This window comes from Brevibacterium sp. CT2-23B (genome assembly GCF_013168765.1).
In the GTDB taxonomy this organism is placed as follows: Bacteria; Actinomycetota; Actinomycetes; order Actinomycetales; family Brevibacteriaceae; genus Brevibacterium; species Brevibacterium sediminis.
Genome location: NZ_JABBYK010000006.1, coordinates 154,327 through 169,448, shown reverse-complemented (window position 1 = coordinate 169,448; position 15,122 = coordinate 154,327). Strand labels below are relative to the sequence as shown.

Sequence of the window (15,122 nt, the reverse complement as noted above, 5' to 3'; positions counted from 1 at the left end):
GGTGTTGTCGGGTGAAGAGGACCTCCGTGCAGGCGGGCCCTGGGTTCTCACGCTCATCGTCTTTCCCGCCTGCTCACTGCTCTGCCTCGCTTTCGTTCTCCGTGACCAGCGGCGGAGAGAGCGTGCAGACGGCCAGCGTGAGCATGATTCTGCATCCTCGAGTGCAGAGCCAGACGAGAGCGTGAGCAGCGAACGCTGAGGACGCTGTCCTGCACGAGAGTTGATCAGTCAACGCGAAACTCGAAAGAGTCGTCACTGGCGACGACTTTTTCGAGTTTCGCGTGACCTGAGCGCGATTGCGCGTCAGCTGAGACTGGTGTCCGACTTCTGCGGTCGTGCAATGAGCCAGCAGATCGGTCCGACGACGGGCAGCAGCAGGACGATGATCGCCCAGACGAGTCTCACCCGAGGGTCGAGTCCTGATCGGGCGATGCTCACCATTGCCCAGATGAGCAGGACGACGAGCACTAGGACGACTCCGGACCAGATCACGTCATAGGCGGCGGGCAGTAGCGGATTTTTGCTCATGGCATCAATCTACCTTGGTTTTTGTACGAAAGTCGCTCGTTCAGGGGCCAGCGCGGATATCGCGTCGTGTACCACGTGATATCAGCGCTGGCACTTGAGCGACGTGAAGAGTCGTCGGTAGGCCAGCCTGCGCTTCGACCGGCCCACCGGCCCACCGGTCGAGGACCTCAATTCGCCCCAGAGGACTCAGCTCTCTCAGAGGAACTCGACTCCCTGAGCCAGCGGCAGCTCTCCGGAGTAGTTGATCGTGTTCGTGGCCGGGCGCATATAGGCCTTCCACGAATCCGAACCCGACTCGCGTCCGCCGCCGGTCTCCTTCTCACCGCCGAAAGCACCGCCGATCTCCGCACCGGAGGTGCCGATGTTGACGTTGGCGATTCCGCAGTCGGAGCGGGACAGGAACTTCTCGGATTCCGCGAGTTCGGCTGTGAAGATCGCCGAGGACAGACCTTGCGGCACTCCGTTGTGGATCTCGAGTGCCTCATCGAGATCCGAATATGTGACGACGTAGAGGATCGGGGCGAACGTCTCTTCCGTGACCACTGCGCTCTGATTGGGCATCCGCACCACTGCCGGCTCGACATAGTGGGCATCGGGGCGTTCATCGGCGAGCACCCTGCCGCCTCCGCAGAGGATCTCGCCGCCCTCTGCCTCTGCCTGTTTGAGGGCCGCCTGCATCGCATCGTACGAACCCGAATTGATGAGCGGTCCCACGAGCACTCCCTCATTGGTCGGCGATCCGATGCTCAGCGTCTTGTATGCGGCGACGACCTTGTCGACGAACTCGTCGGCGATGGATTCGTGCACGATGAGCCGCCGCAGCGTCGTGCACCGCTGGCCGGCCGTTCCGGCGGCCGCGAAGACCACTCCGCGCAGCGCCAGATCGATATCGGCGCTCGGGGCGACGATCGCCGCGTTGTTGCCGCCGAGCTCGAGCAGGATTTTGCCGAAGCGCTCGGCCACGACGGGTCCGACCTCGCGACCCATCCGCACCGATCCGGTCGCCGAGACCAGTGCCACCCGAGAATCCCTGACCATCACATCTCCGATGTCCCGGCCACCGACGAGGACGGGTGCGAGGTTCTCCGGTGCCCCCACCTCGGCGGCGGCCCGGGTCAGCAGCGACTGTGCCCCGAGGGCTGCGAGCACGGCGTTCTCTGAGGGCTTCCACACGACCGCGTCACCGGCGACCAGGGCCAGGGCGGTGTTCCAGGAATACACGGCCACGGGGAAGTTGAATGCGGAGATGACACCGACGACGCCGAGGGGATGCCACGTCTCCATGAGCCGGTGACCCGGCCGTTCGCTGGGCATGGTCTTGCCCCACAGCTGCCGGGACTGACCGAGTGCGAACTCGCAGATGTCGATCATCTCCTGGACTTCGCCGGCCGCCTCGGAGGGGGTCTTGCCGGCTTCGACGGTGATGATCTTGGCCAGATCCTCCTTGTGCTCGCCGAGCAGCTGTCCCCACCGCTGCACCAGCTGACCGCGGGCGGGAGCTGGCACGTCCCGCCAGGTCTCGAACGCGGTCTGGGCTGCGGCGATCTTGTCCGCCGCTGTCTGCGCGGTGTCCGCGGCGATCGTGCCGAGGTCTTGTCCCGTGATGGGGGAGCGGGCCGGAAGGCTCGCCGAGGCGGCCGATCCCTTGAGAGCGGATGCGTCTACTCCGCAGGCGCTCAATCCTGAGGTGAGGAGGTCGGTGATGGTCTGATCGGTGGGCAGTGCGGTCATTGCTGTCCTTTCGTCGTCTGCTGTGTCGATCGGTCGCTTGGCCGGTCGGTGGAGTTCAGTCGTTGCGGGGAGGTGGGAGGTGAGGGGCGGGTGTGCGAGGACTCAGATCACATTGAGCTCCTTACGCAGTCCGGTGGTGGAGAAGCGTCGTTTGTCCATGGGGGCCACGTCGACGAAGGGAGTGCGGCCGGTCATGAGGTCGGCGACGACCTCTCCGACGGCCGGGCCCATGAGGAAGCCGTGACCGGAGAACCCGCAGGCGTAGAAGAATCCCGGCCTCTCCTCGGCCTCGCCGATGAGGGCATTGTGGTCGGGCGTCATCTCATACAGTCCCGCCCACCCGTGTTTCGCTTCGACATCGCCGAGCTCCGGGGTGCGGGCTTCGATGTGCTCGGCCAGGGTGGCCAGCCAGTTCGGGTCGCGTTTGTCGTTGAAGGACCAGTCATCGACCTCATCGGGGCAGCCGAACAGCAGCCCGGTTCCTTCCGGGTGGACGTAGTAGCTGGTGGAGAAGTCAATCGTGAAGGGCATCCGCGAGGTGTCGAAATCGACGGGCTCGGAGACCATGATCTCCCGCCGCAGCGGCTTCACGGGCAGGTCGACCCCGGCCATATCCCCGATGGGGCCGGACCAGGCTCCCGCCGCGACGACGACCTGTTCGCAGCTGATCGTGCCCTGATTCGTAATCACCGAGGTGGCCATGCGATCCGTTCCGCCGTCGGTGTCGAATCCGGTGACCTCGCAGTTCTTGACCACCGTGACCCCGCGCTCGCGGGCGGCGGTGACGAAGCCTGCGACGACGGCCTCGGGGGTGCAGTGACCGTCGCCGGGATTGAACGCCCCGGCGATCAGCCCTTCGGTGTTGACGAACGGGGCCAGCTCGGCCACCTCGGCGATGGTGAGCATCCGCGAATCCAGCCCCATCCGCTGTTGCAGGGCCACGTTGTCGGTGAACGCGCGCACGTCGTCATCGTTGTCGAGGAGGAACAGATAGCCGTTGCTGACCAGGTCGATGTCGACGCCGAAATCGGTTTCGAAGTTCCGCAGCACTTCGAGCCCGCGGGCGGCCAAGGCGATGTTGACCTCGTCGGAGAATTGGCAGCGCACACCTCCAGCGGCCTTCGACGTCGATCCGGCTCCGGGGGTGTCGCGTTCGACGATGACGATGTCGCGGACTCCGCGTTCGGCCAGGTGGTAGGCGATGGCCGCTCCCATGACGCCGGCGCCGATGATGACGACGGAGGCTTCGGCGGGCAGGGCTCTGGACGTGTCGGGGACCCCGTCGGTGTGAGGGGTGGTGGTTGATGCGGTGGGGGATTCCACGGTTCACCTCGCTGTCTGCTGCCGGGGCGACCGTCGTTGGTCGCCCCGGAAACGGAGAGTGCCGACGGCGATGTCGGCGTCTGTGTCTTGACTTCATTGTGGTTGCCATCACACTTAAGAACAAGCGAGAGTTTGTGAACACTGTGTTCAAGAAACCTAAAGACAGGAGAGCGCTGCCATGACATGGACGCTCGGACAGCTGCGCACTTTCGTCGCTGTGGCCGAACTCGGATCGATGACGCGGGCGGCCGACCACCTCGGCTACAGCGTCGGGGCCGTGTCCCAGCACATCTCAGCCCTGCGCAGAGTCGTCGATTCCGACCTGTTCCGACGGCGCGGCCGCGGGCTCGTCCTCGCCGAAGCCGGGCGCACCCTGCTGCCCAGGGCGCGGAACATCCTCGCCGCTCAGCAGCAGGCGGAGATGGCGATGCTCGGCCGGGACTTCCGCAGCGAGGCCATCGTCACCCTCGGCGTCTTCGGATCGGCATCGACGACGGCGCTGCCGAAGGTGGTGCGGGCGCTGGCCGAGCGCCATCCGCATATCGAAGTCCGGGCGCGGGAGATCAATGTCGAGACCATGTCGGCCGCCGTCATCGACGGGATCATCGACCTGGGGATCGGGATCAACTACCCGGCCGCGCCGCTGCCGCCGATGCGCGGGCTGAGTTGGGAAGCTGTGGCCGAGGAAGACTTCGGCATCGTCGTCCCCGCGGGGACGTCCCGGCCGAGCGATGACGATCTGGCCGAGGCCGACTGGATCCTACCGCCGGCCGAGGAGCTCTTCGGCCGCGCGATGCGGTTGGCCACCTCGGCGCTGGGAATCAATGCGAAGGAGACCCATATCGTCACGGACACCGCGGTCGCGCTGGCGCTCGCCGGGACCGGGCTCGGCCTGACCCTGGCGACGCCGATCATGATGTCGTTGGGTGGGTCCGACGTCGACCTCCACCCCGTCGTCGAGGCGGGCGGACGCGAGATCATCGTGCTGACTTCCCCGGACCCCAGCGATCCGGTCCGGGCGGTCGCTAAGGTGGTCACCGAAGTCTTCGCCTGAGATTCCGGCCTAGGATGAGGGCATGAGCTTCGACCATCAGTGGAATAAGGTACGCAGGGCCAACCCCGACCATTCGGCGAACTACGCGCAGCGGTGGCGAGATCTTGCGGCCGCCGGGCATGACATCGGCGGTGAGGCCAGGTTCGTCAACGCCATGGCTCCGCGGGGATCGCGCATCCTCGATGCCGGCTGCGGAACCGGCCGGGCCGGCGGACTGCTCATCGACGAAGGGCACACCGTCTTCGGCGTGGATCTCGACGAATTCCTCATCTCCGTCGCCGAGGAGGACTTCCCCAGCGGTGAATGGCACACCGGCGACCTCGCCGACTTCGATTTCGCCGGCGCCGGGATCACCGAGATCGATGTGGCCTTCTGCGCCGGAAACGTCCTGTCCTTCCTCGATCCCGCCTCGCGCCGGCAGACCTTGGGCAATATCAAATCGACGCTCAAACACGGCGGCCGGTTCGTGTCCGGCTTCGGTGCCGGACGCGGGTATGATTTCGACGATTTCATCGAGGACGTCAAGGCCACGGGGATGTTCGTCGACCAGAAGTTCTCCACCTGGGAACTCCGCCCCTTCGAAGCTGACAGCGACTTCCTCGTCCTCATCGCCGAAAGGCTGTGAGCCGGTCGATTCGCAAGGGCGGCAGAATTAGGCTGGGATCGACCCATACTGCTGATCAACTGAAGGAGAATGATCATGATCTTCATCGTCGTGAAATATGACGTGAAACCCGACAGTGTCGAGAAGTTCCCCGAAGCCGTTCGGGCCTTCACCGAGGCGACCCGCGCCGAACCCGGCAATCTCTTCTTCGAATGGTCGAAGAGTCTGGAAAACCCGAACGAGTTCGTTCTCGTCGAGGCATTCACCGATGAAGGCGCAGAACCGCACGTCACCAGCGATCACTTCGCCGCCGGCCTCGAAGCCATGCGCCCGCACCTGGTGTCGACCCCGAAGATCATCTCCCGCAAGATCGACGGTGAAGGCTGGGACGAGATGGGCGAGCTCAAGATCGGCTGATTCGTCTCGGAGCAGCCGAGTCCGCACCCTTCACCAGGGCCCCTGGAACTCTTCCAGGGGCCCCTTCGACATCGCGATGAAAGCCTCGGTCGCCGGTGAGAGTTCGGCATCGCTGCGCGAAATGAAAGCGAAATCGACCGGGAAAGCGGGGGAGAGATGGGCCCAGGACAACTGGTCCCGCAGCGGATGGCGCTGCAGTTCTACCAGCGGCAGGATCGTGTCGAACGTCCCTCGTGAGACTATCTCCAGGGCCGCATCGCCGTACTCGACCTGGATGAACGGATCGAGGTCGATCTGCTCCGACTGTGCTCTCTCAGCAAGGAGCCGGCGCATCGGATCTCGAGTACCCCAGCTCGCCTCGGCGAGGACCAGGCGACTGGGCACAACCTGATCGAGAGAGACCGGGCGTCTGGTCCTCTCGCCATGAGCACTGATATAGACAACGTCGTCCGAGAGCACCGGCGCCGAAACCTGCAGTCCGTGCGGATCGACAGGCAGCTCGACGAGACCGGCTTCGAGGTCGCCGCGGCGCACTGCATCTGCGACGTCGGACGAATTGAGGCCGACGACCCTGACCCGCACGTTCGGGAACCGCTCATTGAAGGCGAGGATCAACGGAGCAAGCAGGTAATGCTGGGCGCTGCGGAACGAACCGAAGGAGACCTCTCCTCCCGACAGATCGGTGGTCACCTTCGCGACCCGTGAGACCTCGGCCGCGGCCTCGATCGCCGCCTTCGCCTTCGGCACGAGCTGCCGGCCCACGTCGGTCAGCCGCAGACGCGAGTTTGTGCGCACGAACAACGTCGTCCCCAGGCGTCGCTCGAGCCGCCTGATCTGCTCGGACAGACTCGGCTGAGCCATATGCTCCTTCGTCGCAGCGGCCGCGAACGACCCCTCGTCGACGGTGCGGATGAAGTATTCCAGCTGCCTCAGCGTCGGACCCTCACTCATGTCGACAGCATAACGCGCTCAAGGCTCAACCTTGGGCGGATGCTCTGATTTGCCGTCTTCCGCCTGTGTCGAGTTCTCGGCAGACTGTTGCCACCTGGTCAGTACGACGGATCCAAAGGGGGACCTCATGGCCGCAGTCACCTATCGCAGTGACGCACGTTTCAAACGCAGCATGACGCTGCAGTCCGCGATGTTCATCGCCATCGGCGGGCAGATCGGTTCGGGATGGCTCTTCGCAGTACTCTCGGCTGCCGGAATGGCCGGTCCTTCGGCCGTGATCTCCTGGCTCATCGGTGGCGCACTCGTCACCCTCATCGCCCTGTCCTGGATGGAAGTCGGCGCAGCACTGCCGTTCTCCGGAGCGATTGTGCGCTACCCCTATCTCTCACACGGCGGGCTCACCGGTTGGCTGATGGGCATGTCGTACTGGCTGGCCAATCTCGCTCTGCCGCCGATCGAAGCGGTCGCCGCAATCACCTACGTCGGCGGTCTGTTTCCCAATCTCGGGCTCCTCGAGACGCGACAGGGAATCTCGATGCTCGCCTGGCCCAACGGCATCATCACCGGCATCGTCGTGATGTTCGTATTCATGCTCATCAACATCTTCGGGGTCAAGCTGCTCAGCGAAGCCAACCGATGGATCACCTGGTGGAAGATCATCATCCCGACTGCCACCTTCGCCCTCCTCTTTCTCGTCTTCAACGCCGGCAACTACACCGACCACGCATTCTTCGGCAACGCAGGTGGCACGAAGGAAGGCTTTGGTGCGACCTTCCAAGCTGTGGCGATCTCCGGCATCGCCTTCGCCATGATGGGCTTCCGCGGCGTCATCGACTTCGCCGGCGAAGTGAAGAACCCCAAGCGCAATATCCCCTTGGGCACCATCGGGTCCATCCTCATCCCTCTGGGCATCTACACCGGACTGCAGATCGCTTTCATCGGCGCCATCAACTGGGCCGACGCCGGAGTCAACCCCGGCGACTGGGCGGCACTGATGTCGAGTTCTTGGGCCGATGGGCCGCTCGGCGCCGCGCTCAAGGCTTCCGGGATCGCCCTCCTCGGAGCATTCGTGTCCCTGCTCCTCCTCGACGCAGTCATCTCTCCCGGAGCCGCCGGGTACCTCTACCTCGGCAGCGCCTCCCGAGTCGCCTACGGCCTGGCGACGAACAAGTTCTTCCCGTCCATCCTCACCCGGATAAACCGGCACGGCGTCCCGGCCTGGGCGATCATCGTCAACTTCGCCATCGGGCTGGCCTTCTTCCTCCCGGCCCCGAGCTGGTACCGCCTCGTCGGATTCATCTCCTCCGCCCTCGTCCTCTCCACACTCACCGCACCGGCGGCGATCCGAGTCATGCGACACCACGCTCCGCAGCTGCACCGGCCCTATCGTCTGCCGTGGTCGAAGGTGCTCGCCCCGATCGGCTTCATCGCCTCGACGATCATCATCTTCTGGTGCGGGTTCATCACCCTGGCCAACCTCGACGCCATCCTGCTCGGTTCAATGGTCTGCTACGCGATCTTCTTCAGCGTCAAGAACGGGTGGACGAAGCGGGCCCCCTCGATCGTCCTCTCCATCGTCTTCATCATCGCCTGGGTGATCGTGTGTGTCCGCGGAGGGTTCATCCTCGCCCCGTCGGACATGGCGGTCGATGACCCCGGGAAGGTCTATGAGTTCCTCATCGGCATCACCGTGCTCACCGTCGCCTTCCTCTTCGTGCTGCGGCTGATGACCAAGCGAGAGGGAGTGCGCCACCTGCGTGCAGGCTACTGGCTGGTGTTCCTTCTCCTCGCCGAACTCATCCTCTCCGCCTTCAGCGAGTACGGCCCATTGCCGACTCCTGCAGTCATTTTTCCGTGGGACTCGCTCATCGCCATCATCATCGGCTACATCGCCTACCTCGGGGCCGATAAGACCGGATTCGCAACCCCGGAGCTGAAAGCACTCGAACAGGAGAGCATCGAACGCGAAGCCGCGAACGACGGCGATGACAGCTTCGACGACGTTCCTTCGACACCCGCACAGGAGAGGAGAAATCCGGAATGAGCACAGCAGTCGTCACCGGTGCTGCCAGCGGAATGGGGCTGGCCACCGTGCGCACCTTGGCCGCCGACGGCTGGACGGTGGTGGGCATCGACATCGCCGAGGCGGTGGAAGAGGTGGACAACACCACCTTCCTCACCTGCGACATCACCGACAGAGACAGTCTTGGCCGGGTCCTCGGCGACTACCTCGGGGAACCGGGAGACGAACAGTCGATCGACCTCGTCGCGAACATCGCCGGCATCTTCCCGCCGACGACGATCGAAACCTACACCTCCGACACCGTGCGAGCGATCTTCGATGTCAACGTACTCGGCACTCTCAACGTCTCCGCCGAATCCCTGCCGTGGATGTCGCAAGGCTCAGCGATCGTCAATTTCGCCTCCGTCGATGCGTTCACCGTCTCTCCCGGCCAGCTCGTCTACGGGGCGTCGAAGGCCGCAGTCGTCATGGTGACAAAGAGCCTCGCCCTCGAGCTCGCCCACCGAGGGATCCGCGTCAATGCCATCGCCCCCGGCTGGGTCGACACTCCAGGCAACAAGGCCACCGGACGGATGGAAGCTGCCGCCGTCTCCGTGCCTCTGGGGCGAGTTGCCCAGCCAGAGGAGATAGCACGCTGGGTCGCTATCCTCGCGTCGGCCGATGCCGGATTCATGACAGGGGAGACCGTCGTCATCTCCGGCGGGGACGTGATCCGCTGATGCCTCCCTGCGATACCCCGCATATCTGCCCACCCCAATCCCGTCGGGAAGGAACCACCGCTATGACCACACCGAAGTACGCCGTCATCGGTGCCGGAGCCGCCGGACTCTCCGCGCTCGCCCAGCTGCGCAAGGCCGGGATCGACGCGGACTGCTTCGAGAAGGACGACCGCGTCGCCGGACACTGGAACACCGACTATGATGCGCTCCACCTCATCACCGCCCGGGATCAGACGTTCTTCGAAGACTTCCCGATGCCGGCGGACTATCCGCATTTTCCGCGCCGAGACCAGGTCAGGGACTACATCGTCTCCTTCGCTGAAGAGTTCGCACTGACCGATCACATCCGCTTCTCCACCGCAGTCGAAGCGGTCGAACCGATTGGCGGAGCGGACTCGGCCGGCACAAGAGGATGGACCGTACGCACGCGGAGCAGCGACGGCACAGTTTCCGAACGCGACTACGACGCGGTGCTGGTCGCCAACGGGCACCTGCGTGATGCGAAGATCCCGAACGTGCCCGGGACATTCACCGGCAAGCAGATTCATTCCTCCGAGTATGCGAACACCGGCGACATCGACGGTGACCGGGTGCTCGTCGTCGGAACAGGCAACTCCGGTTGCGATCTTGCAGTGGATGCGGCACAGCATCGCTTCGAGGTCGACATCGTGGTCCGCAAAGGCGTCTTCTTCCAGCCCAAGACCTACTTCGGCAGGCCCCGACAGATGCTTGAGTGGATGAACCAGTTCTCCGCCGAGGAACAGGACTTCATCGCACGCCTGCTCGCAAAGGTCTCACTCGGCGACAACACGGAATATCCCGGACTGCCGGCGCCAGCCGAACGTACCCTGGCTGAAGGCTACGCGGTGGTCAACGACCTTCTTCTCTACTGGATCCATCACGGGCGGATCAGCGTCCGCCCCGCAATCGAACGGTTCGACGGACGGACAGTGACCTTCGACGACGGCACACAAAGGGACTATGACACGATTCTCTACGCGACAGGGTTCAATCCGAGCCTTCCGTTCCTCGACGATCGGCTCGTTGCGAAGAACGGGACGATGCCCGTCAAACACGCGGCCGGAATCATCCCCGCCGGTCTCGACAACCTGTACTACATCGGACTGACTGCACCGCGAGGGCCGCAGATTCCCATCTACGGAATGCAGGCAGCGCTCGTGGCGAAGATGTTGCAAATTCAGGAATCAGGGACGGTCTCCGTCGCAGGGTTCCTCTCGGAGCGATTCCCACCGGAGCACGGCATCGATATCGTTCGTGCACCATGGCTGAAGGAACTCTCCGAAGTCGAGACGGCAGTCGATGCCCTCCTCTTCGCCGAGAAGTCGACGACGGCGACAGGAGCGCGAGCATGAGGACCGCACTGATCACCGGAGGAGCAAGAGGGCAGGGGCTCTCGCACGCCAAACGGCTGGCGGCAGCCGGGTGGGCTGTCGTCATCGGCGATGTCCTCGACGAGGACGGCACAGCCTCGGCGAAGGAGCTTTCCGACCTCGGGCACAGTGTCGATTATCGTCACCTCGATGTCTCCGATCCGGACAGCTGGGATTCGGTGATGGAATTCGTGCGCGATGAGCATGGCAGTCTGCACGGACTAGTCAACAACGCCGGAATCATCCACGTCGCCGACATCGTCGAGGAGTCACTGGAGGTGTGGAACAGAATCGTCTCCGTCAACCTCACCGGCAGCTTCCTCGGACTGAAGGCGGCGTCCCCGCTGCTGGAGGTCGGGTCGTCAGTGGTCAATGTTGCTTCTGTGTTCGGCCCGATCGGCGCCAGGGGCTACGCGGCGTACTGCTCGACGAAGGCGGGCATCATCGGGTTGACCAAGGTCGCCGCGCTCGAGCTGGCCGAACGGCGGATCAGGGTCAACGCCATTTGTCCCGGCGGGGTGTCCACGAAGATGAATGAAGACGAGCCTGAAGGCGGCGTCTCCGATGACACCCCGTTCGGTCGCCGCGCGGAGGTCGACGAGATCTCGGGAACCGTGGCATTCCTCCTCTCCGACGATTCCCGATTCATCACGGGCACGGAAATCACCATCGACGGGGGGCTGACAGCGAAATAGGTGTGTTGGCAGGTCGGAGAACTGTCTACACTCGGACCCATGGCGACCAAAGCGCAGAACATCGCATCGATCGAAAAGGCCCTCGGCGAACCATGGGCCGCCACCCGTGCTCGCTTGGAGGCGGCCGGGGGAGCGTCGGCGAGTCACAAAGAGCTCGCCGACGCTCTCTATCCCCAGTTCTACGGCAGAGTCGACAACCACGGCTGGTGGGTCCAGGGCGCCGTCGTCGCTTACGAGCAGGAGATCGGACGCCGAGTCCCCGGCCAGCGCGCCGACGGCACTTTCGACGTCGCCGTCTCCCGCACCATTCCCGGCGATCGTTCCGCACTCATCGAAAAATTCGCGTCCCTCGTCGGCGACACCCTCAACGAGGTTGCCCTCGACGGTGATCCCCGCACCTCGGAGACGGCGAAGCGCTCCTTCTGGCGAGCCAACCTCGAGGGCGGCACCAAGGTCGAAGCCGCAGCCGAGACGAAGAGCGAAGACAAAACCCTCTTCGTCCTCACCACGTCAAAGCTTCCCAGCCCCGAAGCCCTGGAGGAATGGCGGGCCTTCGGCAAGGACTTCCTCAAACAGCTCTGAGCTCTGACCGTCCGGCAGTTTTGATCGACCGCCGGTGGAACAGCTCCGACCTCTTGTGAGCACGGCAGCTCCGAGACACCCGATCCGCCTCAGCCGATGATCGGGTTCCAGACTCCGAGCATGTGAGCCGCACCGATCGCGACCGCGCAGACAGCCAGACTGAGAAGCACCGCCACGACATCTCGGACCGCGAAACTCGACCGCCTGCGCCACGTGTGGCCCGGACGACCGAATGCCCGTCCCTCCATCGCCATCGCCAGGTTCGTTGCCCGGCGAATCGAGACCACGAGCAGGACGAACACTCCGCTGAAGAGGCTGCCCGTGCGCCGCAGAAGCGAACCGCCCGCGACGCCTCTGGCCCGCCTGGCCATCGCCAGTACCTGCCACTCACTGACCAACAGTCCGAGCAGACGCGAGGCCGCGAGAACCGAGACCACGACGAGCTCCGGCAGCCGCAGGTGCTGAATGAGCGCATCGGCGAGATCACGCGGATCGATCGTCGACGCGAGCACAATGAGCGGGATCGCCAAAGCCAGGGCACGGACGAAGATCGCCGCGGCGGCCGTCAACGAACCCGTGGTGAACAGAATCGGACCGAAGTCGACGCCCACATCCCCGGTCTTCTCCGCCAACAGCGCCGTGCCCCAAGCGGCGAGCAGAGCGCCGGCGGGGAGGAACCACAGCCGCTTGGCCGCGGCCACCAGATCGAGTCCCGTCGCCGGCAGCGCCAGCACTGCCGCGAGCAGCACCACCCCGGCAGAGATGAGATCAATGCTCAGCAGCGCCCCGACCATGAGGATGAGGGCCACTGCGATCTTCGTCAGCGGATTGCACCGAGCCAAAGCGGTGGAACGCACCACGGGGATGAGCTGTCCCGGATCCTGTACGGCGACCTCGGGGGAGGGGCGAGAACGCACATCGAGACTCTCACTCACCGCGATCACCCGCCCTGACACGCGATTCCGACTCGTCGACGACATCGCGATCTGCACTCAGGCAGCCACCGAGCTCGAGGACATCGGCACCTATGGCCTCGAGGAACGCCTGATCGTGGCTGACCGCGACCACCGCGGAACCGTGTACCAAGGCATCGAGGAACATCTCCACCAACCCCGCCCACGTCAGCGCATCCTGACCGAAGGTCGGCTCATCGACGATGAGCACCCGTGGCCGGGGCGCCAGCATCGTTGCCACCGACAGGCGTCGCTTCTCCCCACCTGAGAGACTCTGCGGATGAGCCTGCGCCAACCCGGTGAGACCGAGTCCCTCAAGAAGCTCATCCACCCGTGCCTGCGACTCGGCGGCAGACCATCCGGCCAGTCGGGGGCCCAGCTCGAGTTCGGTCGCCACGCTCGAGGTGAGGAACTGGTGTGCCGGTTCCTGGAAGACCATGCCGATGTGCGCCGCCAGCTGCTTCGACGGCCAGGCGAATGGCCGGGCCCGTTTGGCTCCGTCCCGCAGGGGCGCCTCGGCGAGGACCTGTCCGGAGAATTCGGGCAGAAGGCCCGCCAGGGTCAGGGCCGTGGTCGATTTGCCTGCCCCGTTCGCACCGACGATTCCGAGTGCCTGACCGGCACGCAGGCTCAGGTCAAGGTCGGTCGCGGCGGGGGTGGCCATGCGCGGTCGAGCAACGCTGAGCCGATGGGTGCGCAGCAGAACCTCGCCGATGCGGCCCGACGTCCGATCGATTCCCGCGGTTCCGCCTCGGCGCGGGTCGGGGGAGTGCCGCGGCATCCAGATTCCGCAGTCGACGAGTGTGTCGGTCAGGTCCGGATCGGAGAAGATCTGCGCGGGCGGACCTTGGGCAGCAATGCCGTCGCGGCCGAGCACGATGACCCGGTCGACGTGATCGATCCACAGCTCGACCCGGTGTTCGACGACGAGCATGGTCGCCTGTGTCTCGGCCTGCACGGTGAGCACGGCATCGCGGACCTCGGTCGCTGAGGCGGGATCGATATTGGCCGTCGGTTCGTCGAGGACGATGACCTCCGGGGCCATCGCATGGATCCCGGCCAGAGCCAGCCGCTGCTTCTGCCCACCGGACAGAGCGGCACTCGGATGCTCCGGCGGCAGATCGAGTCCCAGCGCCTGCAGGGACTCGGGGACCTGAGCGTCGATTGTCTCGGACGGGAGTCCGAGGTTCTCCATCCCGAACGCCACATCATCACCGATGCGGGAGAAGATCACCTGAGAATCGGGATCTTGGAGGACCAGCCCGGTGCTGCCTCGGCGGGGATCCGGTTTCTCACCGCCGACGAGGAGTTCACCGGTGGCCTCACCCGATTCCTCGGGCAGGACACCGGCGACGGCGTGGAGGAACGTCGATTTGCCGGCCCCGGAGGCGCCGAGCAGCAGCACTTTCTCTCCGGCCGTGATCTGCAGATCGAGCGGTCCGACTGCCGGCTGGTCACGGTCGGTGTGTGTCCATGAGAAGCCGGCGGCCGTGATCGGCAGCGCCATCAGCGCAGTCGGCCTGAGGCGAAGGAGCTGAGCGCTCCGGTAGCCGCGATCGCCCGGTAGGCGAACCAGGCGCCGATCCCGGAGATGACGAGGCCGGAGACGATCGCGCAGACTGCGTAGATCGCCTGGAAGCCGAACTGCCATTCGGCGTTGTACATGATGTTCTCGCTCACTGCCATGAACGCAGCCGCCAGCATGCCCGATGCGGCGGTGACCCACAGGGTGAAGCGCTTGTAGCCGAAGGCGGCGAAGACGAGTTCGGCACCGAGGCCCTGCAGCAGACCCGAGAGCAGAACGGTTGCTCCGAAGTGGGAGCCGAGGACGGCTTCGACGATGGCCGCGATGAGTTCGCACAGGAGCGCGGCACCGGGTTTGCGGATGATCGCACCGGCGAGCGGACCGGCCAGCACCCAGAGCCCGGCGATGAGGCCGATCGACGGCGGGAATGCCTGGAAGGCGAGTTCGAGGACCTTCCAACTCAGCGCCAACACCCAGAACACGAGTCCCACGGCGATGCCGAGAACGGCGGTGGTGACATAGTCGACCACCCGCCACTGTTTGGATTTCGGCGCCGCGGTGAAGGCACGTGAAGGGGTGGGGGTGGTGTTCGGCGTGGTGGTTTTCGGCATTGTGCCTCCTCATTT

The 15,122-nt window shown here is 64.7% G+C and carries 15 protein-coding genes; 8 read left to right on the top strand and 7 right to left on the bottom strand.

The genetic code is table 11. The annotated features are described in order from the left end of the window. Window positions 1-303: 303 nt before the first annotated feature. The 3 genes from HIM68_RS15640 to HIM68_RS15630 all read right to left on the bottom strand — a co-directional run bounded on the left by HIM68_RS15640 (window position 304) and on the right by HIM68_RS15630 (window position 3,582). Window positions 304-528, bottom strand: coding sequence for a PLD nuclease N-terminal domain-containing protein (locus tag HIM68_RS15640; protein WP_172173788.1), 225 nt, complete (start codon window positions 526-528; stop codon window positions 304-306). 195 nt (window positions 529-723) lie between these two features. Further along, window positions 724-2,259, bottom strand: a complete 1,536-nt coding sequence (locus HIM68_RS15635) for an aldehyde dehydrogenase family protein (RefSeq protein WP_172173786.1) — start codon at window positions 2,257-2,259, stop codon at window positions 724-726. 102 nt (window positions 2,260-2,361) lie between these two features. Further along, complete coding sequence (locus HIM68_RS15630) at window positions 2,362-3,582, bottom strand: NAD(P)/FAD-dependent oxidoreductase (protein WP_367647564.1); 1,221 nt, start codon at window positions 3,580-3,582, stop codon at window positions 2,362-2,364. Window positions 3,583-3,760: 178 nt separating this feature from the next. Here HIM68_RS15630 and HIM68_RS15625 point away from each other — a divergent pair, with 178 nt between their 5' ends. From HIM68_RS15625 to HIM68_RS15615, 3 genes are all read left to right on the top strand, one after another. Beyond that, complete coding sequence (locus tag HIM68_RS15625; protein WP_139468638.1) at window positions 3,761-4,636, top strand: LysR family transcriptional regulator; 876 nt, start codon at window positions 3,761-3,763, stop codon at window positions 4,634-4,636. Window positions 4,637-4,658: 22 nt separating this feature from the next. After that, on the top strand, window positions 4,659-5,261 hold the full coding sequence (locus HIM68_RS15620; RefSeq protein WP_139468637.1) for a bifunctional 2-polyprenyl-6-hydroxyphenol methylase/3-demethylubiquinol 3-O-methyltransferase UbiG: 603 nt from the start codon (window positions 4,659-4,661) through the stop codon (window positions 5,259-5,261). A gap of 75 nt (window positions 5,262-5,336) precedes the next feature. Continuing rightward, window positions 5,337-5,657: a putative quinol monooxygenase gene (locus tag HIM68_RS15615; RefSeq protein WP_172173783.1), complete on the top strand. Its 321-nt coding sequence runs from the start codon at window positions 5,337-5,339 to the stop codon at window positions 5,655-5,657. 30 nt (window positions 5,658-5,687) lie between these two features. Here the strand turns inward: HIM68_RS15615 and HIM68_RS15610 are convergent, their stop codons facing one another. Next, window positions 5,688-6,608 carry a LysR family transcriptional regulator gene (locus HIM68_RS15610; protein ID WP_172173780.1) on the bottom strand — a complete coding sequence of 307 codons (921 nt, stop codon included), beginning with the start codon at window positions 6,606-6,608 and terminating at the stop codon, window positions 5,688-5,690. A gap of 127 nt (window positions 6,609-6,735) precedes the next feature. Here HIM68_RS15610 and HIM68_RS15605 point away from each other — a divergent pair, with 127 nt between their 5' ends. The 5 genes from HIM68_RS15605 (at window position 6,736) to HIM68_RS15585 (ending at window position 12,018) form a co-directional block, all read left to right on the top strand. Then, the gene (locus tag HIM68_RS15605) at window positions 6,736-8,652 is read left to right on the top strand and encodes an APC family permease (RefSeq protein ID WP_172173777.1); all 1,917 of its coding nucleotides are present in this window, start codon (window positions 6,736-6,738) and stop codon (window positions 8,650-8,652) included. Continuing rightward, complete coding sequence (locus tag HIM68_RS15600) at window positions 8,649-9,350, top strand: SDR family NAD(P)-dependent oxidoreductase (protein WP_172173774.1); 702 nt, start codon at window positions 8,649-8,651, stop codon at window positions 9,348-9,350. Before HIM68_RS15605 ends, HIM68_RS15600 begins: the two co-directional genes overlap by 4 nt. Before the next feature lie 62 nt (window positions 9,351-9,412). Then, complete coding sequence (locus HIM68_RS15595) at window positions 9,413-10,723, top strand: NAD(P)/FAD-dependent oxidoreductase (protein ID WP_172173771.1); 1,311 nt, start codon at window positions 9,413-9,415, stop codon at window positions 10,721-10,723. Then, the gene (locus tag HIM68_RS15590; protein WP_172173768.1) at window positions 10,720-11,436 is read left to right on the top strand and encodes an SDR family NAD(P)-dependent oxidoreductase; all 717 of its coding nucleotides are present in this window, start codon (window positions 10,720-10,722) and stop codon (window positions 11,434-11,436) included. Before HIM68_RS15595 ends, HIM68_RS15590 begins: the two co-directional genes overlap by 4 nt. Window positions 11,437-11,475: 39 nt before the next feature. Beyond that, window positions 11,476-12,018, top strand: a complete 543-nt coding sequence (locus HIM68_RS15585; RefSeq protein ID WP_172173765.1) for a hypothetical protein — start codon at window positions 11,476-11,478, stop codon at window positions 12,016-12,018. 89 nt (window positions 12,019-12,107) lie between these two features. On the opposite strand, the gene HIM68_RS15580 is transcribed toward HIM68_RS15585, so the two are convergent. Genes HIM68_RS15580 through HIM68_RS15570 form a run of 3 tightly spaced genes read right to left on the bottom strand, consistent with a single transcriptional unit; the run spans window position 12,108 to window position 15,107 of the window. After that, the gene (locus tag HIM68_RS15580; protein ID WP_367647563.1) at window positions 12,108-12,935 is read right to left on the bottom strand and encodes an energy-coupling factor transporter transmembrane protein EcfT; all 828 of its coding nucleotides are present in this window, start codon (window positions 12,933-12,935) and stop codon (window positions 12,108-12,110) included. Between the two features lie 10 nt (window positions 12,936-12,945). Further along, on the bottom strand, window positions 12,946-14,478 hold the full coding sequence (locus HIM68_RS15575; RefSeq protein WP_172173759.1) for an ABC transporter ATP-binding protein: 1,533 nt from the start codon (window positions 14,476-14,478) through the stop codon (window positions 12,946-12,948). After that, a complete protein-coding gene (locus tag HIM68_RS15570) occupies window positions 14,478-15,107 on the bottom strand; it encodes an ECF transporter S component (protein ID WP_039206491.1) in 630 nt (209 codons plus the stop codon). The genes HIM68_RS15575 and HIM68_RS15570 overlap by 1 nt, the downstream gene beginning before the upstream one ends. Window positions 15,108-15,122: the final 15 nt, after the last annotated feature.